The sequence below is a fragment of the Pseudomonas sp. LP_7_YM genome (genome assembly GCF_004364435.1).
Taxonomy (GTDB): domain Bacteria; phylum Pseudomonadota; class Gammaproteobacteria; order Pseudomonadales; family Pseudomonadaceae; genus Aquipseudomonas.
In genome coordinates this window covers 481,829-507,595 of the sequence record NZ_SOCT01000001.1, presented here as the reverse complement: position 1 = coordinate 507,595, position 25,767 = coordinate 481,829, and the positions used below count along the sequence as shown (strand labels likewise).

Genomic DNA, 25,767 nt, shown 5'->3' with positions numbered 1-25,767 from the left:
CCCCGCCTTTTCTTTCGCTCCGTCAGAAGCCAGTACCCTTCGGCCCCGACACCAATGCTTCTCACTCAAGCTGCGCCGTGGATTAGAGAGAAACGCTCAAAAGTGTATGCAGTTATTCGAAGCAATACGCCGCATGCACATTGATTATCTTAGACAGCCTGAATCTCGCACCGCCGCACACGCCTGCGCACCGCCCACCGTCGGCGCCGGCATGACCCAATGCTGACGAGGAACCCTTCATGACCGATCAGCCTGATAAACAAGAACCTGCGCCCGATCTTTCGGCCTTCGCCGTGCCCTCGCGACGCCACTTCCTCAAATCCATGGGAGTCTCCGGACTGGCCGCCGCCACGGCCCCGATGTGGGCCCAGGCTCTGCAAGCCCAGGCTGCCGTCCCTGACGACGCTGACGCCCCGGCAAGGGATGAGCGGCGCATGACGCTCAGGGTAAACGGCCAGGCCCACACACTGAACCTGCCGGGCAATGCGGCCCTGCTGGATGTCCTGCGCGACCGCCTGCAACTGACTGGCACCAAGAAGGGCTGCGACCACGGCCAGTGCGGCGCCTGCACTGTGCATGTCAACGGCAGCGCCATCAATTCGTGTCTCTCGCTGGCAGCCATGCAGGAAGGCGATGAGATCACTACTGTCGAAGGCCTGGCGCAAAACGGCAAGCTGCATCCTGTGCAGGAAGCGTTCTGGGAGCACGACGCCTACCAGTGCGGTTACTGCACCAGCGGTCAGATCATGAGCGCCGTGGCCATGCTGCAGGATCAGAACATCGGCAGTGACGATCACAGCGTGCGCGAGGCCATGAGCGGCAATATCTGCCGCTGCGGCGCCTACAAGAACATTCTGGCGGCGATCCAGAGCGCGAGAATCAAGCTGCAGGAGGTGAGCTGATGAGAGCCCTGGATTATATTCGCGCCGGCAGCATCGAGCAGGCCGTCAACACCCATTCGAAGAGCCAGACAGCGTTTTTTCTCGCCGGCGGCACTACGCTGCTGGATCTGGTGAAGCTCGACGTCATGCAGGCTGATCAGGTCATCGACGTCAACCGCCTGTCCCTTAAGCAGATTGAGGTGCAGAAGGATGGCAGCGTGCGGATCGGCGCCTTGGTGACCAACACTGCCCTCGCCCACCACCCCTACATCGTCGAGCATTACCCGGTGCTGTCGCAGGCGTTGCTATCAGGCGCGACGACGCAGTTGCGCAACAAGGCGACTACCGCCGGTAACGTGATGCAGCGGGTGCGTTGCAACTATTTCCGGGACGGTTATTCGCCCTGCAACAAGCGTGAGCCCGGCTCCGGCTGCGCGGCCATCGAGGGTCATAACCGCGGCGTGCACGCCGTGCTTGGCACCAGTGATCAATGCATCGCCACGCACCCGTCGGACATGTGTGTGGCCCTGTCAGCGATTGGCGCCAGGATTGAAGTTCAGGGGGCCAAAGGCAAGCGCAGCATCGATTTTCTGGATTTCCATTTGCTGCCCGGCTCCACGCCATGGAAAGAACACGCCTTGCAAGACGACGAGCTGATCACCCACGTGTTGCTCGATGCGCCCCTGGCAAACAGCAAATCCGGCTACCTGAAACTGCGCGACCGGGCCTCCTACCAGTTCGCCCTGGCCTCCAGCGCGGTGATTCTGGTAATGCACGGCACTACGGTTGGCGAGGTGCGCATCGCCATGGGCGGCGTGGGCACCCGGCCATGGAGGGCTCTGGAGGCAGAGCACGCGCTCAAGGGCGTGACCCTCACACCACACAACATGGAGAAGGCCGCGGCCATCGCCCTGCAAGGCGCTAAACCTTATCGCCATAACGCCTACAAGATTGCCCTCGGGCAGCAGGCCATCGTGCGCAACCTGAGCACTCTGACGGCCTGATCGGGAGGATGAAAAATGACGGACTCAAGCATGATCGGCTCAGCGCCGCGCCGGATCGACGGTCGACAGAAAATCACCGGCACCGCGATGTACGCTTCGGATCATCATCTGCAGAACATGGCCTACGGGTATGGCGTTTTCAGCAGCGTCGCCAGCGGCACGATCACCGCGCTGGCGCTGGATGCTGCGCGCACGTCGCCTGGGGTGCTGGAAATCTTCCACCACGGCAACTTTGTGCAGCTGTATCACAACTCGGCGCTGCCGATGTCCATGGCGCAAATCCTCAAGGCTGCCAAGTCCGATGAGAGCCGACTGCCGTTCGAGGACGAAACCGTGTACTACGCCGGGCAGTTCGTCGCACTGGTAGTGGCTGACACCTTTGAACACGCGCGGGCAGCGGCTTACAAGATTAAGGTCAGCTACGACAAGACCGCTGCGGTGGCCAATCTGGATCAGGGCATGAAGGCCGGCAAACCCCAGGACGGCAGCCCCAATCACAGTCGTGGCGACGCCAGTGCGGCGTTCGACAAGGCCACTCACAGCATTGACGTGACCTATACCACGCCGGTGGAAACCCACAACCCTATGGAGATGCACGCCACGGTTGCCAACTGGGAGGACGGTCGATTGATCGTCTACGAAGCCACTCAGGGCGTTGTCGCGCATCGCAACTCGCTGGCGAAGATTTTCGGCCTGATCCCGGAAAAGGTCGAAGTTCGCGCGCCGTTCATCGGCTCGGGGTTCGGCAGCAAACTGTGGATCTGGCCGCACTCGGTCGCTGCCTGCGGCGCTGCCAGAGCCCTCAACCGACCGGTACAACTGGTGGTACCCCGTCAGCAGATGTTCACCACCACCGGTCATCGTCCAGAAACCCGCCAGCGCATGCGCCTGGCGACGGATGACAAGGGCAAGCTGGTGTCACTGCGACATGAGTCGATCAATAGCACCTCCTTTACCGATCCGTACAAGGAGAACTGCGGCACCTCGACCAAGAGTCTCTACAGCTGCGCCAATGTCCTGGTGACTCACAAGACCATCGAAGTCAATCGCGGTACGCCCACCTCCATGCGCGCGCCCGGCGCGGCACCGGGGCTGTTCGCGCTCGAGTCGGCCATGGATGAAATGGCTAGCGAGATTGGCATGGATCCGCTGGCACTGCGCAAACTCAATGTGTCCGAGCGTGACGAAAGCCAGAACCTGCCGTGGTCGAGCAACCACCTGCAGGAATGCATCGATCAAGCGGCGGAGCGCTTTGGCTGGAGCAAGCGAGATTCCAGACCGGGCTCCATGAAAGATGGCAATGAAATCATCGGTTACGGCATGGCCGCCTGTAACTGGGATGCCTACCGCACGCCAGCCGAGGCGCAGGTCTCACTGCGCGCTGATGGCACAGCTTATGCGATCTGCGGCGTTCAGGACATCGGCACCGGGACATACACCATCGTTGCTCAGGTGGTCAGCAGCATCACCGGGATCGCATTGGACAAGATCGAAGTGGAGCTGGGCAACTCGTCATTCCCGCCTGCCCCGGTATCTGGCGGTTCATGGGCAACAGCCAGCGTATTGCCGGCGATTGCCGAGGCAACGCGTCAGGCGATCGAGCAATTGAAGGCCTTCTCCACGGCGCCAAAGGGCGTGTTCGCCGGGACCAGCGTCGATCAGGTCAGTTTTGAACAAGGACAGCTGAAAAGAGGCGGAAAAAACTTCGCCATTACCGAGGTGCTCAACGCTCAGAAGCAGGCCAGCGCCTTCGGTGAAGCCAGGACCGGGATGAACGACACCAGCAAGCACTCGTTCCGCTCGTTCGGGGTGCACTTCGTCGAAGTCCGCTGGGATCCGGGTATTTCCAGGCTGCGGGTGGCGCGAGTGGTCAGTGCCATCGATGTGGGCAAGGTGATCAATCAAAAGACTGCGCTCAATCAGGTCGAGGGCGCGATCGTCATGGGCGTGGGCATGGCCTTGTTCGAGGCCACTGACTTCGATGAACGCAACGGCATGCCGGTGAATAACAATTACGCCGAATACGTGGTCCCGGTGCACGCCGATCAGCCGGAGATCGACGTGATCCTGCTGGACTACCCCGACTATGCACTCAATGAGTTCGGTGCGCGGGGGATCGGTGAAATTGGCATCACTGGGCTGGCAGCGGCGGTGGCGAATGCCGTGTCGCATGCCACAGGCAAACGGATTCGCGACTTGCCGATTACCCTCGACAAACTGATGGACCTGCCACCGACGATGAGTGCCTGAATCCACTCAACAGTGCGCCTTGTACACAGGCCCATGACGCTCCTTTGCGGATCGGCGTCATGGGCTATGCGGTCCCGGCTTAACGGGACGTGATTTTCCAGGCACGGTGAATCTTGCCGTTTCGGACGAAATCCGGATCGACCGTCTGCGACGTGATCTCTTCGACGGTGTAGCGCTGGGCAAGGTTTTCTTCCAGCTGGAATTTGCGGAAGTTGTTGGAGAAGTACAGCACTCCGCCGCTGGCCAGACGCGCCATGGCCAAGTCGATCAGTTGCACCTGATCGCGCTGTACATCGAACACGCCTTCCATACGCTTGGAATTCGAGAAAGTCGGGGGGTCAATGAAGATCAGGTCGTATTCATCGCGACTGGCTTCCAGCCAAGCCATCACATCGCCCTGCTCCAGCCGGTTCTTGTCGGAGAATCCGTTGAGCGAGAGGTTGCGACGCGCCCAGTCCAGGTAGGTTTTCGACAAGTCGACACTGGTGGTGCTGCGCGCCCCGCCCTTGGCTGCATGCACGCTGGCGGTCGCGGTGTAGCAGAACAGGTTGAGGAAACGCTTGCCCGCCGCCTCACGCTGGATGCGCATACGCATTGGGCGGTGATCGAGGAACAGGCCGGTGTCCAGATAGTCGGTCAGGTTGACCAACAGCTTGACGCCACCTTCGTTGACCTCATTGAACGTGCCCTGAGCGCTCTGGCGTTCGTACTGTCTGGTACCGCTCTGGCGTTCGCGGCGTTTGACCACTACACGACTCTTGTCGATGTTCAATGCCTGCGGAATGGCTGCCAACGCATCGAACATGCGGATCGAGGCCTTTTCCGGGTCAATGGACTTCGGCGCAGCGTACTCCTGGACGTGAACCCAGTCGTGGTACAGGTCGATGGCCATTGCGTATTCAGGCATGTCGGCATCGTACACGCGGTAGCAATCGATGCCTTCGCGCTTGACCCACTTGCCCAGCGCCTTGAGGTTCTTTTGCAGCCGATTGGCGAACATCTGCCCGCCTTCGCTCAAGCGTGGCTGCTCGATCACCGGCGCCGGGGCTGGCACTGGCTTGATCGGGTTTCCGTTCTTGTTGAACTTGCGTTCCTGAGGCTCATCCGGGGTCTGATCGTACGCCGCTTGCTCGCGCTCGGCCTGACGCTGCTCGGGCGTGCGACGCTCGCCAGTAACGAACTGATCCGGTTGCACCTTGATCAGCAGCAGCTTGCACGGCAAGGCACCGTTCCAAAACGCATATTGCTTGTGACTGCGAATACCCATGCGCTTGCCCAGTTCAGGAGCGCCGGTGAACACCGCCGCTTCCCAGTTCAGACAGGCCTGACGCAGACGCTCACCAAGATTCTGATAGAGGTACAACAGGCTCGCTTCGTCGCCCAGGCGCTCGCCATAGGGAGGGTTGCAGATCACCAGGCCTTTCTGGTTCTGGTCCGGGCGTGGCTCGAAGGTGGCGACTTCGCCCTGGTAGATCTTGATCCAGTCCGAAAGACCAGCGCGTTCGACGTTGTTGCGGCCCGGTTGAATCAATCGCGGGTCGGCTTCATAGCCGCGAATCCACGAGGGCGTTTTGGCAAGACCTGCCTCGGCACGCGCCAGGGCTTCGTCGTGCAGCTTGCGCCACAGCGTCGGGACGTGACCCAGCCATGCAGAAAAGCCCCAGCGCTCGCGCTTGAGGTTGGGTGCCATATCGGCAGCGATCATGGCGGCTTCGACCAGGAAGGTACCCACGCCGCACATGGGGTCGGCCAGTGCGCCGCCCTCGGCAGCGATACGTGGCCAGCCCGAACGGATGAGAATCGCCGCAGCGAGGTTTTCTTTCAGCGGTGCCGCACCTTGCTGCAGGCGATAACCGCGCTGGTGCAGGCTATGGCCGGACAGGTCCAGGGACAGAATGGCTTCACCACGGTCAAGGCGCAGGTGCACCCGCAGGTCGGGGTTGAGCTTGTCGATCGACGGGCGCGAGCCATCAGCAGTGCGCAGCCGGTCGACGATAGCGTCTTTCACCTTCAAGGCGCCGAAGTGAGTGTTATCGATGCCCGAGCCGTGACCGCTGAACTCGACCGCCAGGGTGCCATCCGCCTCCAGATGATCGGCCCACTCGATATCGTGTACGCCGTGGTACAGGTCCTCGGCATCCTTCATGGGGAAACGTTTGAGCACCAGCAGCACGCGGTTCGCCAGGCGCGACCACAGGCATAGCCGATAGGCGGTTTCCATGTCGGCGCTGCCACGAATGGTCGAGGTGTGTTCGCGGGTTTCCTGAAGGCCAAGCGCGGTAGCCTCCTCAGCGAGCAGCCCTTCAAGGCCTTTGGGACAAGTGAGGAAGAGTTCGTAACGGTCCGACATGAGTATTCCAGAGCCTTGGGCTTGAGTGGCGGGACAACGCATCGTCCGACCCGATTGCAACAGACGCCTTTCATGGAGAACGCCTGCGTGGCACACAGGTTGTGCCGGCTACCGCAACGATACATTTCGAATGCGGCAGTTATGCCTGCCGGGTATATCCGGTGGGCGTGCAGATCTTAAAAAACCAGTATTCAGCCCGACAACGGTAGCGGTAGCGGTAAATAGTCACGGAGATGACCCTTCGTCGATTTCCAGCTGGGGTCAAACAGCTACCATCGGTCTTTGAGAATGAGTCGCAGATGTTATCAACCCCCTCAGAACAGGGGCCCTTACAGCGAAACATCACTCGAAACGCAACACAGCTTATGGTTTCAAGCTCTCAACAGTTACTTTCTTATGACAAAACGGTCATTCACAGCGCCTGATGCATTGGTTAGAAATCACCTCAGGCCATCGTCGCAATGACGATGGCACCAGCACCCGCGACGCCGGCAGCGGGTATCCAAAGGCAGACGATTCTGCCCGACCTCAACATGGGGTCTCCAGGGAAAAACAGTCAACAAACGAGGGCAACACCCTATGAGAAGACTTAAGCGTGATCCGTTGGAAAGAGCATTTTCGCGCGGATATAAATACGGCGTAACTGGTAAATCCCGTGAGCTTTGCCCCTTTACTCTACCGTCGGTGCGCCAGGCCTGGATTAATGGCTGGCGAGAAGGACGCGGCGACAACTGGGACGGTATGACCGGCACTGCGGGTATACACAGGCTCAACGAACTTCACGCGGTCGGATGACACTCCTATTACCAAAGGTACTTTTTCGACTCATTGGATACTCAGGCTTCAATCGACAATCTGCGCTGTAATTAGTTAAACATGCACGCCCCACCCGGGCGGCGGGCCAGACGCCCAAGAGGGGTTCCACCACGGAACCCCTCTTTTTGCGTCAGCGATTTCTGCAATGCGTTAATGACCCATGGCGGCGATGGCGTCCACTGCTTCACCGATCAGCGTCGGCCCCTTATAAATGAAGCCCGAATAGATCTGCACCAGACTCGCACCCGCAGCGATCTTCTCGGCAGCGTGCCTGCCCTCAGTAATACCCCCTGCGGCAATGATCGGCAGTTTCCCACGCAGCTCACCCGCCAGCACCTTGACGATATGCGTACTCTGTTCGCGGACCGGAGCGCCCGACAGCCCGCCAGCTTCATCGGCATGGGGAAGGCCTTCAACGCCTTGGCGGCTGAGGGTGGTGTTGGTCGCGATCACCGCATCCATTCCTGACTCCAGCAGCGCACTGGCCACCAGCACGGTCTCTTCATCACTCATGTCCGGGGCAATCTTGATTGCCAATGGGACACGCTTGCCGTGTGCAAGAGTGAGCGACTCCTGACGCGCCCGCAGGGCTTGGAGCAGCTGCTTGAGCGAATCACCGAACTGCAGGCTGCGAAGCCCCGGCGTGTTCGGAGAGCTGACATTGACCGTGATGTAGCTGGCATGGGCATAGACCTTGTCCAGACAGATCAGGTAATCGTCTACGGCACGCTCCACCGGGGTATCGAAGTTTTTGCCGATATTGATGCCCAGCACGCCATTGTAACTGGCGGCCTGCACACGGTTGACGAGATTATCGACACCCAGGTTGTTGAAGCCCATGCGGTTGATAATGCCCTCGGCCTGAGGCAATCGGAAAATTCGCGGTTTTGGATTGCCCGGCTGCGGACGCGGAGTCACAGTGCCGATTTCAACGAAACCGAAACCCAACTGGGCAAACCCATTGATAGCTGCGCCGTTCTTGTCCAGACCGGCAGCCAGCCCGACCGGATTGGGAAACTGCAAACCCATGACCGTCACTGGCAGCCGCGCAGGCGCCTTGTTGAACAGGCCATTTATTCCGAGGCGACCGCCTGCGCCGATCAGGTCGATGGACAGATCGTGAGAGCTCTCCGGTGAGAGTTTGAACAGTAACTGGCGGGCCAGATTATACATGGGCGGGCGCGGCTCGTTTGGGGCTGAATTCAGCCGCGGATTATAGACGTGCAAGAGGGAGGAGCGCGAGATATGTCGGCAACTTCGCGTGGCCATTTATGGCGTTGGGAAATCCAGACCGGGTCGAAAACCTGTCGAATTCATGAGCCATAAGCGACTCGCGTTGCGGGGAGGTAAATCAAATACGGGAAAAGAAAAACCCGGCCGAAGCCGGGTTCTTCTGCAAAGCAGCAGCTAATTACTTAGACTGAGCTTCGACTTGTGCTTCTACGCGACGGTTTACAGCGCGGCCAGCCTCGGTTGCGTTATCTGCAACTGGGCGGGATTCGCCGTAGCCAACCGACTTCACGCGGTTAGCGCCAACCTCGTACTGGTTAACCAGAACCTGTTTAACGGCGTTTGCACGACGCTCGGACAGTTTCTGGTTGTAAGCGTCAGGACCGACGGAGTCAGTGTGACCTTCAACAGTGGTGGTGGTTTGTGGGTATTGCTTCATGAAGTCAGCCAGGTTTTTGATGTCACCGTAGCTGCTTGGCTTGACGACCGACTTGTTGAAGTCGAATTTCACGTCCAGCTCAACACGGACAACTTCAGCAACAGCCGGGCAACCGCTGGCGTCAACGGTAACGTTGGCCGGGGTGTCTGGGCACTTGTCGACGTTGTCGCAAACGCCGTCGTTGTCGCTGTCGGAGCACACGTCAGCTACTGGAGGAACTGGAGCTGCTTCAACTTTCCGCGAACCGCCACCGAAGTTTACGCCGATACCGACGCTAGGAGCCCACTCGGTGTCGCCCTGGTCGATGTTGTACTGAGCTTCAACGCCAGCACGAGCATAGAAGTTGTCGGTGAAGTAAAGCTTGGCACCGCCGCCGATGTTGGCGAAGGTGGAACGGTTACGACCGCCGCTGCCGTTCTGACCGATGCTCTGATCAGAGAAACCAGCCGACAGGTACGGACGCAGCATGTCGCCCGGGTTGTTGAAGTGGTACAGGGCGTCCAGGGCAGTGTTGGCGCCCTTGATGTTCTTGCCATCATCGCTGCGAACGTTGTGCACTTCGTCGTAGCCCAGACGCAATTCAACGTCGTCGGTCAGGAAGTAGCCAACAGAACCGCCGAACAGGTTGCCGTTGTTTTTGAAGTTACGAGCGCTGTCGAACTGTTCTTTCTTGGCAAAGCCTTCGATTTCGACTGCGCCTTGGCCTTGTGCCAGAGCGCCGAACGAAGTTGCGGCAACAATAGTACCAATGGCCAAGCCCAAGGTGTTTTTCAGTTTCATCCGTTAAATCCCCATCTGGTGATTGTAAAGCAGTCCCCCTATCAGAGGACAACTCATCGGCAAGTCTATCAGAACTCGCCTGCTCGTTAGAGATATTTGCTCCGATTTAAGTTTCGGCAATACCAGCAAATTTCTCACGTAATTTATCAAGTGCCCGTTTGTACCGCATTTTCGTCGCACTCAGGCCCATATGCATTATGTCTGCGATCTCCTGAAATTCCAGTTCCGCTACGAATCGTAGCACCAGAATCTCCCTGTCGATCGGATTTACGTATACCAGCCAGCGATCGAGTCCGCCCTTTTCTTCTGGTGTCGGCGTCTTGTCTTCAGACGCTTCCTCGAGTGGGTCGAGACTCAAAGCGTCCATTAACCGACGCTTGCGACGCTCCTTTCTGTACTGCGTTATACATTCGTTGTACGTAATGCTGTAGAGCCAGGTCTTGAATTTCGACTTTCCTTCGAAATTTTTCAACCCATACAACACCTTAAGCATCACTTCCTGACAGACATCGTCAGCATCGCGATCGTTCCCTAAATAGCGTGCGCAGACATTAAAAAGTGTCCGCTGGTAGCGACGCATCAGCTCTTCGTAGGCACGAGTCACATGAAACAACTCGGCATGCGAGCGCGCGACCAGCTCCTCATCAGAGAGCTCGCGGGGGTCGTAACGCAGTGAGAGCGGTTGGGTGTTATTCAAAACAGATCGTGCCGACAGTCAGGTAAATGTCCGCCACATTCCAGAAATTCCGGAAATTTGCGGCGGCATACATTAGCAGATTTGCCGGTTCAGCGGCTGCACACTCGCTGCTCGAGAAGGATCCGGTTCGACAACGAAACCAGCTCTCCTTCATCGGTCAGCAGGATGGTTTTCACCGTGCCAATCTCTTCGATCTGTCCTTCGACCTCTCCAACACGCACTTGTTGCCCTACCTGATACAACTCGCGAACATAAATTCCTGCCAGGATCTGGCTCGCAATCTCACGACTTCCCAGGCCCATGGCTAGGGCAACGGCCAGACCAACGGTAATTAATCCGATAACGATGACGTGGTTCAACAGGTCGGTTTTCACCTCAAGCTGGCTGATTGCCACTGAGATACTGATGATAATGACCAGCCATTGGGCGATACGTCCCAGCCCGGCCGAGTAATCCAGCCCCACACCTTCAGCTGCGCCACGCACAATCCCGTTGACCAGTTGTGCCAGTAAAACGCCTACCAACAACACCAGTGCCGCGCCAAATACCTTCGGCAAATACAGTGCCAGCATGTCCAGCGTCGCGGAGACCCGCTCAAGGCCGAGGGATTCTGCAGCCGATACCAGGAAAATCAAGAGCACGAACCAATACACAATCTTTCCGATCAGCGTCGAGATAGGCACCTGCACGCCTGCGCGGCTGATCAGCTTAGTGAGGCCGGTACCGCCCATCAGGCGGTCAAGCCCGACTTTGGCCAACAACTTGGATAACAGGGTGTCCAGCAGTTTCGCAACCACGAAGCCCAGGAGAACAACCACCAGAGCGCCAAACAGATTCGGGATGAAGTTAGCGACTTTGGTCCACAACGCAGTCATTGCAGTGACCAGGCTCTGTGTCCAGAGATCCAGTTCCATATTCATTCAGCCTTGTCTTGAGCACCGGAAAAAGCGGTGCCGGCAATCATCGTCTTTCGACGGGAAACAGGGGAAACATGAGCCGAGCCGTTATTCACGGCGATCATCAATGCCTGCGTACAACGACCAAGCAAACTGAACAAGTCCCCGGCGCCGACCTGACGATTGGCAGTCTTCAAGACGCGGCCCAGCGCCGCATCGTCGTCCCGGCTGCAGGACGAAGAGTTGAGCATGTCTCTCAGTGATTCTTCAAACGGGTCGTGCATGTGCACCTCACGTAACGTCACTGAAAGACGCAGGCAGTTCTGCATAAGTCACAACTCAAGTAATGCGCCACGCTTTTTTTGCCTCTTCACACCCATCGTAATAGCCGGAACAACCACAATTGTGCCACCGCGACGGCGATAATCAGCCCACACGCCATCAGAAAGCCATGAGGGTTATCGGACCCCGGGATGCCCCCGACGTTGATACCCAACAGCCCCGTCAGGAAACTCATCGGCAGGAAGATACCAGTGACGATACCAAATCGGTACATGGTCCGGTTCATCCGCTCATTGAGGCGTCTGTCTTCGGCTTCAAGCACCAATCCAACGCGCTCGCGGCTTAATTCCAGTTCTTCCAGATAACGCGTCAGGCTATTGTTCAGCTCGTTCCAGTAATCAGCATCATCCTCTAGAAACCAGGGCATCTTGCTGCGGGTCAATTGCGCGTAGATTTCCCGCTGCGGTGCGAGGAATCGCCGCATCCCCGCCGCCCTTCTGCGGATATGCACCATGTTGCCGTGCTCGGGCATATACCGTTCGTCGGCATCTATTCTGTCTTCCATGTCGTCGACCAATTCGGTCAAGTCACTGACCACCGCCTGTACCTTGTCGGTCAGCAGCTGCGCCAGATAAACCAGTAATTCAGAAGCTGTCTTCGGCCCTTTACCCTGAGCGAAGAGATCAATCAGCTCGTCAGTTGCCTTCAGGGAGCGAAGGCGCAACGAAATCACCCTTTGCGCTGCAGCGAAGATACGTACTGAGACCATATCTTCAGGTTCGGCACCCGGATTCAGGTTCACACCGCGCAAAAACAGCAGCAGCTCGCTTTCCGGCAGTTGCAACAGCCTTGGCCGGGTATTTTCTTCCAGCATGAGATCGCAGACGAACTGACTAAGGCCGCTGGAATTGCGCAACCATGTCTGGGTCTGGGGATGACTACGGTCCCAATGGAGCCACAGGCTCTGAGAGGCATCCAGTTCAAGGCTGTCCAGTTCGGTTCGAGCTATTGCGCGCGCTCCGCCTTTGCCATCCAGCACCAAGGCATGTACCAAGCCCCATTGCGCGTTTTTTTCATCGAACATTCGGTCGCTGCTGTCCTGGCCGTCTTGCATACACGGATTTAAGGCCGGTCAATCCGGCATTTCCAAAGGGCTTGGCGAAACAATGATGCCGTTATTGTCGGCATAGACGTATTGACCCGGACGGAACGTTACACCGCCAAAGCTCACCACGACATTCAGATCACCCAGGCCGCGCTTGTCGGTCTTGAGCGGGTGGCTGGCCAATGCCTGCACACCGAGATCGGTCTGTGCCAACACATCGACATCGCGCACGCATCCATAGATGACCATTCCTTCCCAGCCATTTCTGGCGGCCTTCTCCGCCAGCATGTCTCCCAACAACGCGCAGCGCAGCGAACCACCACCATCAATGACCAATACTTTGCCTTTGCCTTCCTGCTCGGACTGCTCACGCACCAGCGAATTGTCTTCGAAGCATTTGAGGGTGACTATCTGCCCACCGAACGAGTCGCGGCCGCCAAAGCTGCTGAACATCGGCTCGACCACCTGAACCCGTTCAGGGTAAGCATCGCACAGATCCGGGGTGCTGTAGCGCATGGGTAACTCCTGTCAGTGAAGGCATCGATTGCAGGGATGAACCTGCTTGCGCCCGTTCAGATGGCTCGCACGCCTAAGCATATCGACCATCTCGAAGCTTCCTTTATATAGAACAATAACCTGACCGACGAGTGCCCGTCACAGGCTGCTTCGCCCCAGACCGCTTCCGACCGCCGGCAGCTTAACGACTGGCAGCCGACATAGGAATGCTTTGCCGTGGCCAGGTATCAGGAAGTTGCCATCCTGTTCAGCATTGATTCAGGTGGTACGGCAGCGGCTCGATGGTTCAGCCAGTCAACCACCCGGGGCCAGACCTGCGCCTGGGCGGCCTTGCTGACCAGCATCTGCACATGACCGAAGTCTTCGGTGTAGCCATGCACGCGCCCTAGAACGAGAAACTCCTTGTCCTCGGTGCCAAACTGCTCGAACATTTCGCGACATGCCCATTCCGGGTCCTGATGGTCACCGACCGCCGAAACGCACAAGGTCGGGACTTCCACGGTTTGCAGGCCTGACCACCAGTCGTCGTTTTTGTCGCCGAAGCGGCCAAACAACCCATGCCAGCGCATGCTTTCAAGAATGACACCCATCGGCTCGTCTTCAGGCCCGCGCTTGAGGCGCGGTCCTGATACATGCTCGAAGCGCTTGAGGAACAAACGAGCGCCCCACGTGAGTGGCGGGACTTTGAGTGGCCAGAAGCCGCGGGTGACCTGACTGCCGAACAGCGCAACCGAGGCAGCTTGGCCAGCGTCGAGATAATGCCCGCCCAAGGCTGCTGCCAAGGTCGTGCCGCCCAGAGAATGGCCGATCCAGTGCGGCGATTGGCCGCTCTGTTCAGTCACGAAAGCAGCAATGGCAGGCAGATCGTATCGCGCGTAGTCGGCCACGCAGTTGTGCCGATAGGCCTGATTGCGCGCCGATAGGCCGTGCCCACGCATTTCTGCAATCCACACGTCGAACCCGGCACGCGCCAGATAGGCTCCCAGGCCGATACCTTTCGGGGAATACCAGAGGCGTCGATTGGAAAAGCTGCCGTGCAGCAGGATGACCGGAACGCCGCGCACGTCAGGATCCGCTACCCGGCCCAGTCGGGTTACGACCAGCTCGACGGTGAAGTCCGTGCTGTTTCCGGGTTTGAGACGGTATACGTCCTCAATCAGATCGCCACGCCGCTCGGCGCTGATCAAGGCCACAGGAAATAGATGGCTGCTGCTTTGCATTGCTTTTGCTTGACTCGAAAAAATGGCGCGTCGCCAGAGATAGCATGTCCGCGCTGTCCCGGCGCTGAACCTTGCAGACGAAAAAGTCGCAAAAAAAGGGCGGAGTCGATGAGACCGCCCTTCTCAGCTGACCGGCCCGCCGAAACGGGCCCGCATCTTACATTATTTAGGCGCGTCTTCCTCGGACAGGAAGAACCAGGTCTCCAGCACCGAATCGGGGTTCAGCGAAACGCTTTCGATGCCCTGCTCCATCAGCCAGCGCGCCAGATCGGGGTGATCGGACGGACCCTGACCGCAAATACCGATGTACTTGCCAGCCTTGTTACAAGCCTGGATGGCGTTGGACAGCAGCTTCTTGACTGCAGGATTACGCTCGTCGAACAGGTGCGCGATGATCCCTGAATCGCGGTCCAGGCCCAAGGTCAATTGGGTCAGGTCGTTGGAGCCGATGGAGAAACCGTCGAAGAACTCCAGGAATTCTTCCGCCAGGATGGCATTTGACGGCAGTTCGCACATCATGATGACCCGCAGGCCATTATCGCCGCGGGCCAAGCCGTTCTCAGCGAGCAGGTCGACCACCTGACTCGCCTCTCCCAGAGTGCGGACGAACGGCACCATGATCTCGACGTTGGTCAGGCCCATCTCGTTACGCACGCGCTTGAGGGCACGGCATTCCAGTTCGAAACAGTCACGGAAGTTTTCACTGATGTAACGCGAAGCACCGCGGAAACCCAGCATCGGGTTTTCTTCTTCGGGCTCGTACAGCTTGCCGCCGATCAGGTTGGCGTATTCGTTGGACTTGAAATCCGAGAGGCGCACGATGACTTTCTTCGGCGAAAAGGCTGCGGCCAGGGTACTGATCCCTTCCACCAGCTTCTCGACATAGAAGCCCACCGGATCGTTGTAACCGGCGATGCGTTTGTCGACGCTTTCCTTGATGTCCAACGGCAGGTTCGGGTAATTCAGCAAAGCCTTGGGATGCACGCCGATCATGCGGTTGATGATGAACTCAAGACGTGCAAGACCGATACCGGCGTTGGGCAACTGGGCGAAATCGAATGCGCGATCGGGGTTGCCGACGTTCATCATGATCTTGAACGGCAGCTCCGGCATGGCATCTACGGAGTTCTGCTTTATATCGAAACCCAGTTCACCTTCGAAAATATAGCCGGTGTCGCCCTCGGCGCAGGAAACCGTCACGCCCTGGCCGTCCTTCAACAGCTCGGTCGCGTTGCCGCAACCGACGACAGCGGGAATGCCCAGCTCGCGGGCGATGATCGCGGCGTGGCAGGTACGGCCACCACGGTTGGTGACAATGGCACTGGCGCGCTTCATGACCGGTTCCCAGTCTGGGTCGGTCATGTCGGACACCAGTACATCGCCTGCCTGGACCTTGTCCATCTCGGACACGTCCTTGATGATCCGCACCTTGCCAGCGCCGATGCGTTGACCAATGGCACGACCTTCGGCCAGCACGGTGCCCTTCTCTTTGAGCAAGTAGCGCTCCATGACGTTGCCGGAACTGCGGCTCTTCACGGTTTCAGGACGGGCCTGAACGATGTACAGCTTGCCGTCGTCGCCATCCTTGGCCCACTCGATGTCCATCGGACACTGATAGTGCTTTTCGATGATTATCGCCTGGCGCGCCAGGTTGCTGACTTCTTCGTCGCTCAGACAGAAACGTGAACGGTCTGCGGCCTCGACATCGATGACCTTGACCGACTTACCGGCCTTGGCCTCGTCGCCGTAGATCATCTTGATCGCCTTACTGCCCAGATTCCTGCGCAGGATCGCCGGGCGCCCGGCTTCGAGGGTATTTTTGTGCACGTAGAATTCGTCAGGGTTGACTGCGCCCTGGACGACGGTTTCGCCCAGGCCGTAAGCGCCGGTGATGAATACCACGTCACGGAAGCCGGATTCGGTGTCCAGGGTGAACATCACCCCGGCCGTGCCGGTTTCGGAGCGCACCATGCGCTGCACGCCAGCGGACAATGCCACCAGCTTGTGATCGAAACCCTGGTGCACGCGGTACGAGATAGCGCGGTCGTTGAACAGCGAGGCAAATACTTCCTTGGCGGCCCGGATCACGTTTTCCACGCCACGGATATTAAGGAAGGTCTCCTGTTGACCGGCAAAGGATGCGTCAGGAAGGTCTTCTGCGGTAGCGGAAGAACGCACGGCAACGGCGATGTCCGGGTTGCCCGCCGACAGTTCGGCGAAAGCGGTACGAATTTCAGCGTTGAGCTTCTCGGGGAACTCAGCTTTCATGATCCACTGACGAATCTGCGCGCCGGTTCTGGCCAGCGCATTGACGTCGTCGACATCCAGCTCATCGAGTGCCTTGTGAATCTGATCGTTCAGACCACTCTGCTCAAGAAAATCACGATAGGCCTGAGCGGTAGTGGCGAAGCCACCGGGGACGGAAACGCCTGCGCCCGCCAGGTTGCTGATCATCTCGCCGAGGGATGCGTTCTTGCCCCCCACATGCTCAACATCATGTTTGCCGAGCTTATCGAGGGAAACTACGTACTCTACCAAGGTGATCTCTCCACTAACCGATTTGTTGTTGGGAAAAGCTTTGGCGCTGGGAAAACGGATTCTGCGCACGGGGGGTCCGGATCTTGAAGTCTGAGGCGTAAAACTCGTTAGAATGCGACCAGTCAGGCACGCAAGCTCGCCTATGATATCCAAGAATCGTCACCAGCTTAAGGCCCAGGGCGCAAATGAAACGATCCGCTTTCTTCATCTCCGACGGCACCGGCATCACTGCCGAAACCCTTGGCCAGAGCCTGCTAGCGCAATTTGAAAACATAACGTTCAACAAGTTCACAAGGCCCTATATCGACAGCGTCGAGAAGGCACGGGCCATGGTGCAGCAAATCAACAAAGCAGCCGAGAAGGATGAGGTGCGGCCGATCATCTTCGACACCATCGTCAATCAGGACATCCGCGAGATTCTGGCGACGTCCGACGGCTTCATGATCGACATCTTTTCGACCTTTCTGGCGCCGCTCGAGCAGGAGCTTAGTTCACACTCCTCCTATTCCGTGGGTAAATCCCATTCCATCAGTCACAACTCCAACTACATGGAGCGGATCGAGGCGGTGAACTTCGCCCTGGACAATGATGACGGCGCACGAACCCACTATTACGACAAGGCCGACATCATTCTGGTGGGCGTCTCGCGCTGCGGCAAGACGCCTACCTGCCTTTACATGGCCATGCAGTTCGGTATTCGCGCAGCCAATTACCCGCTGACCGAAGATGACATGGAGCGCCTGCAACTGCCGGCTGCGCTCAAACAACATCGCAATAAACTGTTCGGGCTGACCATCGACCCGGATCGGCTAACCGCCATTCGCCACGAGCGTAAACCCAACAGCCGCTATTCGAGCTACGCCCAATGCGAGTTCGAAGTGCGCGAAGTCGAGGGTCTGTTCCGTCGCGAGAACATTCCCAACATCAACTCCACGCACTTTTCGGTCGAAGAAATCTCGGCAAAGGTGCTGGTGGAGAAAGGTGTCGAGCGGCGCTTTAAATAGTCAGTCACCTTCTCGTAGCAGGCCGTACTGCTGCGAGACTGGCGCCCAAACCATTGATCCACACTTAGAAACTATCCCCCGGCACCCTGACCGACCCCTCCATCAGCACTCGCGCGCTACGGCTCATGATGGCTTTTTTCACTTCCCACTCGCCATTCACTGAAACCGCTTCTGCCCCGACGCGCAGGGTGCCGGAGGGATGGCCGAACCGCACGGCACTGCGCTCGCCGCCACCGGCCGCCAGATTCACCAGGGTGCCCGGAATTGCCGCAGCCGTACCAATGGCCACGGCTGCGGTGCCCATCATGGCGTGGTGCAACTTGCCCATGGACATGGCACGCACCAGCAGATCAGCGTCCTGTACGGTCACCCGCTTGCCGCTCGAAGACACGTAGTCAGCAGGCCCGGCGACGAATGCGACTTTCGGCGTGTGCTGGCGCGTGCCGGCTTCGTCCACATGGTTGATCAACCCCATGCGCAAGGCGCCGTACGCACGAATGGCCTCGAACATGCTCAAGGCTTTCGAATCGCTGTTGATCGCATCCTGCAGCTCGGTGCCGGTATAACCGATATCGCGGGCGTTGACGAAGATCGTCGCAATGCCTGCATTGATCAATGTTGCCTTGAAAGTGCCCACACCCGGCACTTCCAGATCATCCACCAGGTTGCCGGTGGGGAACATAGAACCACCGGCGCCCTCTTCTTCCGCTGCCGGGCTCATGAACTCCAGTTGCACCTCAGCGGCTGGAAAGGTCACACCGTCCAGCTCGAAGTCGCCCGTCTCCTGAACCGCACCTTCGGTGATGGGGACATGGGCGATGATGGTCTTGCCGATGTTCGCCTGCCAGATCCTGATCACTGCCACACCGTTATGGGGAACACGACCGGTGTCGATCAGCCCGTTGCTGATGGCGAACGGTCCGACCGCCGCAGACAGGTTGCCGCAATTGCCGCTCCAATCGACGAACGGCTTATCGATGGACACCTGCCCGAACAGGTAATCGACGTCATGATCGGCCTTGCTGCTTTTGGACAGGATCACCGTCTTGCTCGTACTCGACGTCGCGCCGCCCATCCCATCAATCTGTTTGGCATAAGGATCCGGGCTGCCGATGACCCTTAACAGCAGGGAATCACGGGCCTGGCCGGGCACCTGTGCTGCCTCGGGCAGATCCTGCAAGCGAAAGAACACGCCTTTGCTGGTGCCGCCGCGCATGTAAGTCGCGGGAATCTTGATCTGCGCTGTATGAGCCATGAAATCGTTTTCCTTCTATATAAGAAGCAAGCGCCACCGTTAAGTGGCGCCTAGTCTACTGGCGCCTCAAGCGACGGCGGACGACTCAAGGAAATCCTGAGCAAAGCGCTGCAACACGCCGCCCGCTTCGTAGATCGAGACTTCCTCGCCAGTGTCCAGACGGCAGGTGACCGGCACTTCCACGCGCTCGCCGTTCTTGCGCTGGATCACCAGGGTCAGGGTCGCCCGCGGCCTACGCTCGCCGATCACATCGAAGGTTTCGCTGCCGTCAATGCCCAGAGTGGTGCGATCAGTGCCCGGCTTGAACTCCAGCGGCAACACGCCCATACCCACCAGATTGGTGCGGTGGATACGTTCGAACCCTTCGGCCACGATGGCTTCCACGCCCGCCAGACGCACACCTTTGGCCGCCCAGTCACGAGAGGAACCCTGGCCATAATCGGCACCTGCCACGATGATCAGCGGCTGTTTACGGTCCATGTACGTCTCGATGGCTTCCCACATACGTGTGACCTGCCCTTCCGGCTCGATCCGCGCCAACGAACCCTGCTTGACCTTGCCGTTCTCCTGAACCATCTCGTTGAACAGTTTCGGGTTGGCAAATGTTGCGCGCTGCGCAGTCAGGTGGTCGCCCCGGTGTGTGGCGTAGGAGTTGAAGTCTTCTTCCGGCAGACCCATGCGCGCCAGGTATTCACCCGCTGCGCTGTCGAGCATGATCGCGTTGGACGGCGACAGGTGATCGGTGGTGATGTTATCCGGGAGCACCGCCAGCGGGCGCATGCCCTTGAGGGTGCGCTCGCCAGCCAATGCGCCTTCCCAATAGGGCGGACGACGAATATAGGTGCTCGCCGGACGCCAGTTGTACAGCGGCTCGACTTTCGGGCCGGTGTCCTCATGGATGGCAAACATCGGGATGTACACCTTGCGGAACTGCTCCGGCTTGACCGAGGCTTTGACGACCGCATCAATCTCTTTATCGCTGGGCCAGATGTCTTTCAAACGAATTTCTTCACCGCTGGGGCCGATGCCCAGTACATCTTTCTCGATGTCGAAGCGGATCGTGCCCGCAATGGCGTAGGCCACCACCAGCGGCGGTGAGGCGAGAAACGCCTGTTTGGCGTAGGGGTGAATACGTCCGTCAAAGTTGCGATTGCCGGACAACACCGCCGTTGAGTACAGATCGCGGTCGATGATTTCCTGTTGGATCACCGGGTCCAACGCACCCGACATGCCGTTGCACGTGGTACAGGCAAACGCCACTATGCCAAAACCCAGTTGCTCCAGCTCGTCGGTAAGCCCCGCTTCATCCAGGTATAAGGCCACGGTCTTGGAACCCGGTGCCAAGGAGGACTTGACCCACGGCTTGCGGGTCAAACCCAGCTTGTTGGCATTGCGGGCGAGCAAACCGGCAGCGATGACGTTGCGCGGGTTACTCGTATTGGTGCAACTGGTAATCGCAGCGATAATCACCGCGCCGTCGGGCATCAGGCCTGGGATTTGTTCCCAGGCACTGGCGATGCCTTTGGCCGTCAGGTCAGCAGTTGCGACCCGAGCATGGGGATTGGACGGGCCTGCCATGTTGCGCACGACGCTCGACAAATCGAAACTCAGCACCCGCTCGTATTGCGCAGTGGACAGGCTGTCGCTCCACAGGCCGGTGTGTCTGGCAAACGTCTCGACCAGCTTGACCTGCTGATCGTCACGACCGGTGAGCGTCAGGTAGTCGATGGTCTGCTGATCGATGGAAAACATCGCCGCCGTGGCACCGTATTCCGGGGCCATGTTGGAAATGGTGGCGCGGTCGCCGAGGGTCAGCGCACTCGCACCTGCGCCATAGAACTCAAGCCATGCGCCGACAACTTTCTGCTTGCGCAGGAACTCGGTCAGCGCCAGCACGACGTCCGTGGCGGTAATGCCTGGCTGCGGGCGCCCACTCAGCTCAACGCCGATGATGTCCGGCAGGCGCATCCACGAGGCGCGGCCAAGCATGACGTTTTCCGCTTCCAGGCCGCCGACGCCGATGGCGATCACACCCAGTGCGTCGACATGGGGCGTGTGGCTGTCAGTGCCGACCAGGGTATCCGGAAACGCCACGCCATCTAGGCTCTGGATCACCGGCGACATTCGCTCCAGATTGATCTGGTGCATGATGCCGTTGCCCGGTGGAATCACTTCGACGTTCTTGAAGGCCTGCTTGGTCCAGTTGATGAAATGAAAACGGTCTTCGTTGCGGCGGTCTTCGATGGCGCGGTTCTTGTTGAACGCGTCAGGGTCATAGCCCCCGCATTCCACCGCCAGCGAATGGTCGACGATCAGTTGCACTGGCACCACAGGATTGACCTGCGCCGGGTCGCCGCCCATGTCGGCAATCGCGTCGCGCAGACCGGCCAGGTCCACCAGGGCAGTCTGGCCGAGAATGTCATGGCATACGACGCGGGCTGGGAACCAGGGGAAATCCAGGTCGCGCTTGCGTTCGATCAGTTGCGTCAGCGATGCCTTGAGGGTCGCCGGATTGCAGCGACGCACCAGGTTTTCCGCCAGCACGCGCGAGGTGTATGGCAGCGTTGCATAGGCCCCCGGCTTGATCCCTTCGACAGCCGCGCGGGCGTCAAAATAATCCAGCGAAGTACCGGGCAACGGTTTGCGATATTCAGTGTTCATCGTCAGGACTCGATCACGGTAGGTTCATAAGGTGGGGCCTGCATCGGCCTGAACTGAACGCGGTGCAGGCACCCCACCCATTCAGCGCTGTTCGATTGGCACGAACTTGCGCTGTTCGACGCCGATGTAATCGGCACTCGGACGGATGATGCGATTGTTGGCGCGTTGCTCGAACACGTGGGACGCCCAGCCAGTCAAGCGCGAGCAGACAAAGATCGGTGTGAACAGCGGGGTCGGGATGCCCATGAAGTGATACGCCGAGGCATGGTAAAAATCGGCGTTGGGGAACAGCTTCTTCTGCTCCCACATGGTCTTGTCGATGGCTTCGGAAACCGGGAACAACACCTTGTCGCCCACTTCCTCGGCGAGCTTTTTCGACCAGCCCTTGATCACCTCGTTGCGCGGATCGTTGTCCTTATAGATCGCGTGGCCAAAGCCCATGATCTTGTCCTTGCGCTCCAGCATGCCCAGCGTGCCTTTGACCGCATCTTCGGCAGACGCGAATTTTTCGATCATGTCCATCGCCGCTTCGTTGGCGCCGCCGTGCAGCGGGCCGCGCAGGGTACCGATCGCAGCGGTAATGCATGAGAACAGGTCCGACAGGGTCGATGCGCACACCCGCGCAGTGAAGGTCGAGGCGTTGAATTCATGTTCTGCGTACAGGATCTGCGAGACATCCATGACCTTGCGATGCAGCTCGCTCGGCGTCTTGTCCAGCAGCAGTTTGAGGAAATGGCCGCCAATGGACACCTCATCGGTCACACAGTCAATGCGCTTGCCATCATGACTGAAGCGATACCAGTAGCACATGATCGCAGGGAACGCCGCCAGCAGACGGTCGGTGGAATCGCGTTGCTGCTCAAAGCCGGTTTCCGGCTCCAGATTGCCCAACATCGAGCAGCCGGTACGCATCACGTCCATCGGGTGAGCATCAGCGGGAATGCGTTCCAGCACCTCTTTCAAGGCTTGCGGTAAATCACGCAGGCCCTGCAGCTTCCTCAGGTAGCCGTCCAGCTGCGTTCGGGTCGGCAGCTCACCGTAGAGCAGCAGGTAAGCCACTTCTTCGAAACGGGCATCGGCGGCCAGCTCGCGTACGTCATAGCCACGGTACGTCAGACCGGCACCTGCCTGGCCAACGGTCGACAAGGCAGTCTGTCCGGCGACCTGTCCGCGCAGGCCTGCGCCACTCAATACTTTTCCTTCAGCCATTGCTGTCTCCAGTCTTGTAGTTGTTCGGGGAATCGGCAATTCATTGATCTGTTCGCACGAGTATCAGAATGACGATATGGCCGTGGGAGCGAAGTCATTCGCGATGGGGTAGTAATCCGCACAACCCCTGTCGGAGGTGCCGGCTTCTCGCGAATGAAATTCGTTCCGCAGGGTTCAGCGTTCATCCGCAATCCGACGCAGGGCCTCAGCCCTTCCTCTGCGCAAACAACGCATCGAGCTTCTGCTCGAAAGCGTGGTAGTCAATACGCTCATACAACTCGGTGCGCGTCTGCATGGTATCGAGCACATTCTTTTGCGTGCCATCGCGGCGGATCGCGTTATAAACGTTTTCCGCAGCCTTGTTCATCGCCCGAAAGGCTGACAGCGGATACAGCACCAGTGCCACCTCGGCGGCCTTCAACTCATCAGTGGTGAACAAAGGCGTCGAACCAAACTCGGTGATATTGGCCAGAATCGGCGCTTTCACACGGGATGCGAACAATTTGTACATCTGCAGTTCGGTGATGGCTTCCGGGAATACCATGTCCGCGCCCGCCTCGATGCATGCCGCTGCGCGGTCCAGTGCCGATTCCAGCCCTTCCACCGCCAGCGCATCGGTACGCGCCATGATTACGAAACTGTCGTCGGTGCGCGCATCCACGGCAGACTTGATGCGGTCGACCATTTCCTGCTGCGAAACGATTTCCTTACCCGGACGATGGCCGCAACGCTTGGCGCCGACCTGATCCTCGATATGCATGGCCGCAGCACCGAACTTGATCATCGACTTCACGGTCCGCGCGACGTTAAAGGCCGAGGCGCCGAAACCGGTGTCCACGTCCACCAGCAGTGGCAAATCGCACACATCGGTGATGCGACGCACATCAGTCAACACATCATCGAGCCCGGTAATGCCCAGATCCGGCACGCCCAGAGAGCCCGCGGCGACACCGCCGCCGGACAAATAGATAGCTTTGAAGCCGGCACGTTGCGCCAGGAGCGCATGATTTGCGTTGATCGTACCGACCACCTGAAGCGGCTGTTCACTGGCGACGGCATCGCGGAAGCGTTGGCCGGGAGTTGTTTTTGAAGTCATTGTTCACCTCGGGCAGTTGCAGCAGGGTAGTGCTGTTCGATGTTGCGTTTCGACGCGCCGATATGGCGACGCATCAAGAGCTCGGCCAGTTCGCCATCACGGTCGGCGATGGCGTCGAGAATGCGATGGTGTTCGGTAAACGCCATCCGCGGCCGGTTGGGCGTGGTCGAGAACTGAATGCGGTACATGCGCACCAGTTGATAGAGTTCGCCGCAAAGCATCTGGGTCAACGTGCGGTTGCGCGCGCCCTGAATGATCCGGTAGTGGAAGTCGAAGTCACCCTCCTGCTGGTAGTAGCCGACTCCGGCCTGAAATGCAGGATCGCGCTCATGGGTTTGCAGCACGTGACGCAACTCGTCGATTTCTTCGACAGTCATGCGCTCGGCTGCCAGCCGACAGGCCATACCCTCCAGCGATTCACGAATTTCGTAAAGTTCGACCAGCTCGGCGTGGCTCAATGACACTACGCGAGCGCCGACATGGGGCACGCGCACCAGCAGACGTTGCCCTTCCAGGCGATGGATCGCCTCGCGCAATGGGCCACGACTGATGCCATAGGTGCGCGCAAGCTCTGGCTCGGAAATCTTGCTGCCAGGTGCGATTTCGCCTTTGACGATCGCAGCCTGTATACGCCGGAACACGTTCTCCGAGAGCGTCTCCACATCAACCGGGGCTGCAGTGAGGAGTTGAGTGGCATCCAACATTGTCGACACCTTCTAGTGAATGGAAAGGAATTTAGCGAAGAAACTTAGCACCAGTCAAAGATAATTTTAGGATTGTCGACAACTTTCTTATGACCCCCCATGGAGGACGTTTCCTACAGCGGCTGTCGGCGATGCCTCTCGCTGGCGCCATAAAACCTTCATGCTAGAATGCCGAGCGCGTTCGCCTGCCGTAACAGGCGACCTGACTGGTCCCGGCCCGCGTCAGACGACAATTGCGGCAGACCCAAGAACTGCTACTCGTTACCCTCTACCGCACCAGGATTTATGAGCCGTCATCCCCTCCTCTTTTTTTTCGGCCTGTACCTACCGGGCCTGTTGCTTAGTGATCTCTGCCTGGCCGCAGGCAAGACCGTCTACGGTCTGAACGAGTACGCGGAACTGGCCGGTATTGACCTGCAGGTTGCGGCAAAGCTGGATACTGGCGCGAAAACCGCCTCTCTCAGCGCACGGGACATCAAGCGCTTCAAGCGCGACGGCGAATCCTGGGTGCGCTTTTATCTGGCCATTGACGATGCCCACGAACACCCCATCGAACGACCTCTGGCACGGGTGAGCAAGATCAAGCGCCGGGCGGGCGACGTCGATCCGGACGACGAAAAGAAATACACCGCGCGGCCCGTGATCAGCCTGGACGTGTGCATGGGCAACACCTCTAGAACCATAGAAGTGAACTTGACCGACCGAAGTGCTTTCCAATACCCGCTTTTGATTGGCTCCGAAGCCCTCAAGCACTTCGACGCACTGGTTGACCCAAGCCTTAAATATGCAGCGGGCAAACCCGCCTGCATCACTGATGCTCAAACCGCAGAGTAA

At 58.6% G+C, this 25,767-nt stretch carries 21 protein-coding genes; 6 read left to right on the top strand and 15 right to left on the bottom strand.

Annotated elements, in window-relative coordinates; all coding sequences use genetic code 11:
• Positions 1-239 precede the first annotated feature (239 nt).
• Genes EC915_RS02380 through EC915_RS02370 form a run of 3 tightly spaced genes read left to right on the top strand, consistent with a single transcriptional unit; the run spans position 240 to position 4,135 of the window.
• Positions 240-902: a (2Fe-2S)-binding protein gene (locus EC915_RS02380; RefSeq protein WP_133748916.1), complete on the top strand. Its 663-nt coding sequence runs from the start codon at positions 240-242 to the stop codon at positions 900-902.
• Positions 902-1,885 carry a xanthine dehydrogenase family protein subunit M gene (locus tag EC915_RS02375; protein ID WP_133748915.1) on the top strand — a complete coding sequence of 328 codons (984 nt, stop codon included), beginning with the start codon at positions 902-904 and terminating at the stop codon, positions 1,883-1,885. Before EC915_RS02380 ends, EC915_RS02375 begins: the two co-directional genes overlap by 1 nt.
• A gap of 15 nt (positions 1,886-1,900) precedes the next feature.
• Positions 1,901-4,135, top strand: coding sequence for a xanthine dehydrogenase family protein molybdopterin-binding subunit (locus EC915_RS02370; RefSeq protein ID WP_133748914.1), 2,235 nt, complete (start codon positions 1,901-1,903; stop codon positions 4,133-4,135).
• A gap of 79 nt (positions 4,136-4,214) precedes the next feature.
• Here the strand turns inward: EC915_RS02370 and rlmKL are convergent, their stop codons facing one another.
• A complete protein-coding gene (gene rlmKL, locus EC915_RS02365; protein ID WP_133748913.1) occupies positions 4,215-6,485 on the bottom strand; it encodes a bifunctional 23S rRNA (guanine(2069)-N(7))-methyltransferase RlmK/23S rRNA (guanine(2445)-N(2))-methyltransferase RlmL in 2,271 nt (756 codons plus the stop codon).
• 579 nt (positions 6,486-7,064) lie between these two features.
• Between rlmKL and rmf the strand changes: the two genes are divergently transcribed.
• Positions 7,065-7,280, top strand: coding sequence for a ribosome modulation factor (rmf, locus tag EC915_RS02360; protein ID WP_133748912.1), 216 nt, complete (start codon positions 7,065-7,067; stop codon positions 7,278-7,280).
• A 171-nt stretch (positions 7,281-7,451) separates the two neighbouring features.
• Here rmf and EC915_RS02355 read toward each other — a convergent pair whose 3' ends face one another.
• The 9 genes from EC915_RS02355 to ppsA all read right to left on the bottom strand — a co-directional run bounded on the left by EC915_RS02355 (position 7,452) and on the right by ppsA (position 17,004).
• Complete coding sequence (locus EC915_RS02355) at positions 7,452-8,474, bottom strand: quinone-dependent dihydroorotate dehydrogenase (RefSeq protein WP_133748911.1); 1,023 nt, start codon at positions 8,472-8,474, stop codon at positions 7,452-7,454.
• A gap of 238 nt (positions 8,475-8,712) precedes the next feature.
• Complete coding sequence (locus tag EC915_RS02350; protein WP_133748910.1) at positions 8,713-9,750, bottom strand: OmpA family protein; 1,038 nt, start codon at positions 9,748-9,750, stop codon at positions 8,713-8,715.
• A 106-nt stretch (positions 9,751-9,856) separates the two neighbouring features.
• A complete protein-coding gene (gene sigX, locus EC915_RS02345) occupies positions 9,857-10,447 on the bottom strand; it encodes an RNA polymerase sigma factor SigX (protein ID WP_133748909.1) in 591 nt (196 codons plus the stop codon).
• A gap of 89 nt (positions 10,448-10,536) precedes the next feature.
• Entirely contained in the window at positions 10,537-11,361 is an 825-nt protein-coding gene (locus EC915_RS02340) for a mechanosensitive ion channel domain-containing protein (protein ID WP_133749399.1), read from the bottom strand.
• A 2-nt stretch (positions 11,362-11,363) separates the two neighbouring features.
• Positions 11,364-11,627 (bottom strand): CrfX protein, encoded by a 264-nt coding sequence (locus EC915_RS02335; protein ID WP_133749398.1) that lies wholly within the window; start codon positions 11,625-11,627, stop codon positions 11,364-11,366.
• An 86-nt stretch (positions 11,628-11,713) separates the two neighbouring features.
• Positions 11,714-12,709 carry a zinc transporter ZntB gene (locus tag EC915_RS02330; protein WP_133748908.1) on the bottom strand — a complete coding sequence of 332 codons (996 nt, stop codon included), beginning with the start codon at positions 12,707-12,709 and terminating at the stop codon, positions 11,714-11,716.
• Positions 12,710-12,757: 48 nt separating this feature from the next.
• Entirely contained in the window at positions 12,758-13,246 is a 489-nt protein-coding gene (gene rraA, locus EC915_RS02325) for a ribonuclease E activity regulator RraA (RefSeq protein ID WP_133748907.1), read from the bottom strand.
• Between the two features lie 227 nt (positions 13,247-13,473).
• Positions 13,474-14,466: an alpha/beta fold hydrolase gene (locus EC915_RS02320; protein WP_133748906.1), complete on the bottom strand. Its 993-nt coding sequence runs from the start codon at positions 14,464-14,466 to the stop codon at positions 13,474-13,476.
• Positions 14,467-14,628: 162 nt separating this feature from the next.
• The gene (gene ppsA / locus EC915_RS02315; protein WP_133748905.1) at positions 14,629-17,004 is read right to left on the bottom strand and encodes a phosphoenolpyruvate synthase; all 2,376 of its coding nucleotides are present in this window, start codon (positions 17,002-17,004) and stop codon (positions 14,629-14,631) included.
• 185 nt (positions 17,005-17,189) lie between these two features.
• On the opposite strand from ppsA, the gene EC915_RS02310 reads away from it, so the two are divergent.
• On the top strand, positions 17,190-18,008 hold the full coding sequence (locus EC915_RS02310; RefSeq protein WP_133748904.1) for a pyruvate, water dikinase regulatory protein: 819 nt from the start codon (positions 17,190-17,192) through the stop codon (positions 18,006-18,008).
• Between the two features lie 64 nt (positions 18,009-18,072).
• Here EC915_RS02310 and prpF read toward each other — a convergent pair whose 3' ends face one another.
• From prpF to EC915_RS02285, 5 genes are all read right to left on the bottom strand, one after another.
• Entirely contained in the window at positions 18,073-19,263 is a 1,191-nt protein-coding gene (gene prpF, locus EC915_RS02305; protein WP_133748903.1) for a 2-methylaconitate cis-trans isomerase PrpF, read from the bottom strand.
• A 66-nt stretch (positions 19,264-19,329) separates the two neighbouring features.
• Positions 19,330-21,924, bottom strand: coding sequence for a Fe/S-dependent 2-methylisocitrate dehydratase AcnD (gene acnD / locus EC915_RS02300; RefSeq protein WP_133748902.1), 2,595 nt, complete (start codon positions 21,922-21,924; stop codon positions 19,330-19,332).
• Between the two features lie 81 nt (positions 21,925-22,005).
• On the bottom strand, positions 22,006-23,133 hold the full coding sequence (prpC, locus tag EC915_RS02295) for a 2-methylcitrate synthase (RefSeq protein WP_133748901.1): 1,128 nt from the start codon (positions 23,131-23,133) through the stop codon (positions 22,006-22,008).
• A gap of 205 nt (positions 23,134-23,338) precedes the next feature.
• Positions 23,339-24,229 carry a methylisocitrate lyase gene (prpB, locus tag EC915_RS02290; protein ID WP_133748900.1) on the bottom strand — a complete coding sequence of 297 codons (891 nt, stop codon included), beginning with the start codon at positions 24,227-24,229 and terminating at the stop codon, positions 23,339-23,341.
• Complete coding sequence (locus EC915_RS02285) at positions 24,226-24,933, bottom strand: GntR family transcriptional regulator (RefSeq protein ID WP_133748899.1); 708 nt, start codon at positions 24,931-24,933, stop codon at positions 24,226-24,228. The genes prpB and EC915_RS02285 overlap by 4 nt, the downstream gene beginning before the upstream one ends.
• Positions 24,934-25,218: 285 nt before the next feature.
• On the opposite strand from EC915_RS02285, the gene EC915_RS02280 reads away from it, so the two are divergent.
• Positions 25,219-25,767, top strand: a complete 549-nt coding sequence (locus EC915_RS02280) for an ATP-dependent zinc protease (protein ID WP_133748898.1) — start codon at positions 25,219-25,221, stop codon at positions 25,765-25,767.

What these genes read in the sequence shown, in the direction of transcription:
- rraA (WP_133748907.1), bottom strand. Translation starts at nt 13,246, where the DNA reads ATGCGCTACAGCACCCCGGATCTGTGCGATGCTTACCCTGAACGGGTT.
- EC915_RS02310 (WP_133748904.1), top strand. Translation starts at nt 17,190, where the DNA reads ATGAAACGATCCGCTTTCTTCATCTCCGACGGCACCGGCATCACTGCC.
- EC915_RS02320 (WP_133748906.1), bottom strand. Translation starts at nt 14,466, where the DNA reads ATGCAAAGCAGCAGCCATCTATTTCCTGTGGCCTTGATCAGCGCCGAG.
- rlmKL (WP_133748913.1), bottom strand. Translation starts at nt 6,485, where the DNA reads ATGTCGGACCGTTACGAACTCTTCCTCACTTGTCCCAAAGGCCTTGAA.
- EC915_RS02355 (WP_133748911.1), bottom strand. Translation starts at nt 8,474, where the DNA reads ATGTATAATCTGGCCCGCCAGTTACTGTTCAAACTCTCACCGGAGAGC.
- EC915_RS02350 (WP_133748910.1), bottom strand. Translation starts at nt 9,750, where the DNA reads ATGAAACTGAAAAACACCTTGGGCTTGGCCATTGGTACTATTGTTGCC.
- EC915_RS02380 (WP_133748916.1), top strand. Translation starts at nt 240, where the DNA reads ATGACCGATCAGCCTGATAAACAAGAACCTGCGCCCGATCTTTCGGCC.
- EC915_RS02375 (WP_133748915.1), top strand. Translation starts at nt 902, where the DNA reads ATGAGAGCCCTGGATTATATTCGCGCCGGCAGCATCGAGCAGGCCGTC.
- prpB (WP_133748900.1), bottom strand. Translation starts at nt 24,229, where the DNA reads ATGACTTCAAAAACAACTCCCGGCCAACGCTTCCGCGATGCCGTCGCC.
- prpC (WP_133748901.1), bottom strand. Translation starts at nt 23,133, where the DNA reads ATGGCTGAAGGAAAAGTATTGAGTGGCGCAGGCCTGCGCGGACAGGTC.
- EC915_RS02330 (WP_133748908.1), bottom strand. Translation starts at nt 12,709, where the DNA reads ATGTTCGATGAAAAAAACGCGCAATGGGGCTTGGTACATGCCTTGGTG.
- acnD (WP_133748902.1), bottom strand. Translation starts at nt 21,924, where the DNA reads ATGAACACTGAATATCGCAAACCGTTGCCCGGTACTTCGCTGGATTAT.
- EC915_RS02370 (WP_133748914.1), top strand. Translation starts at nt 1,901, where the DNA reads ATGACGGACTCAAGCATGATCGGCTCAGCGCCGCGCCGGATCGACGGT.
- EC915_RS02285 (WP_133748899.1), bottom strand. Translation starts at nt 24,933, where the DNA reads ATGTTGGATGCCACTCAACTCCTCACTGCAGCCCCGGTTGATGTGGAG.
- rmf (WP_133748912.1), top strand. Translation starts at nt 7,065, where the DNA reads ATGAGAAGACTTAAGCGTGATCCGTTGGAAAGAGCATTTTCGCGCGGA.
- EC915_RS02335 (WP_133749398.1), bottom strand. Translation starts at nt 11,627, where the DNA reads ATGCACGACCCGTTTGAAGAATCACTGAGAGACATGCTCAACTCTTCG.
- EC915_RS02280 (WP_133748898.1), top strand. Translation starts at nt 25,219, where the DNA reads ATGAGCCGTCATCCCCTCCTCTTTTTTTTCGGCCTGTACCTACCGGGC.
- EC915_RS02340 (WP_133749399.1), bottom strand. Translation starts at nt 11,361, where the DNA reads ATGGAACTGGATCTCTGGACACAGAGCCTGGTCACTGCAATGACTGCG.
- prpF (WP_133748903.1), bottom strand. Translation starts at nt 19,263, where the DNA reads ATGGCTCATACAGCGCAGATCAAGATTCCCGCGACTTACATGCGCGGC.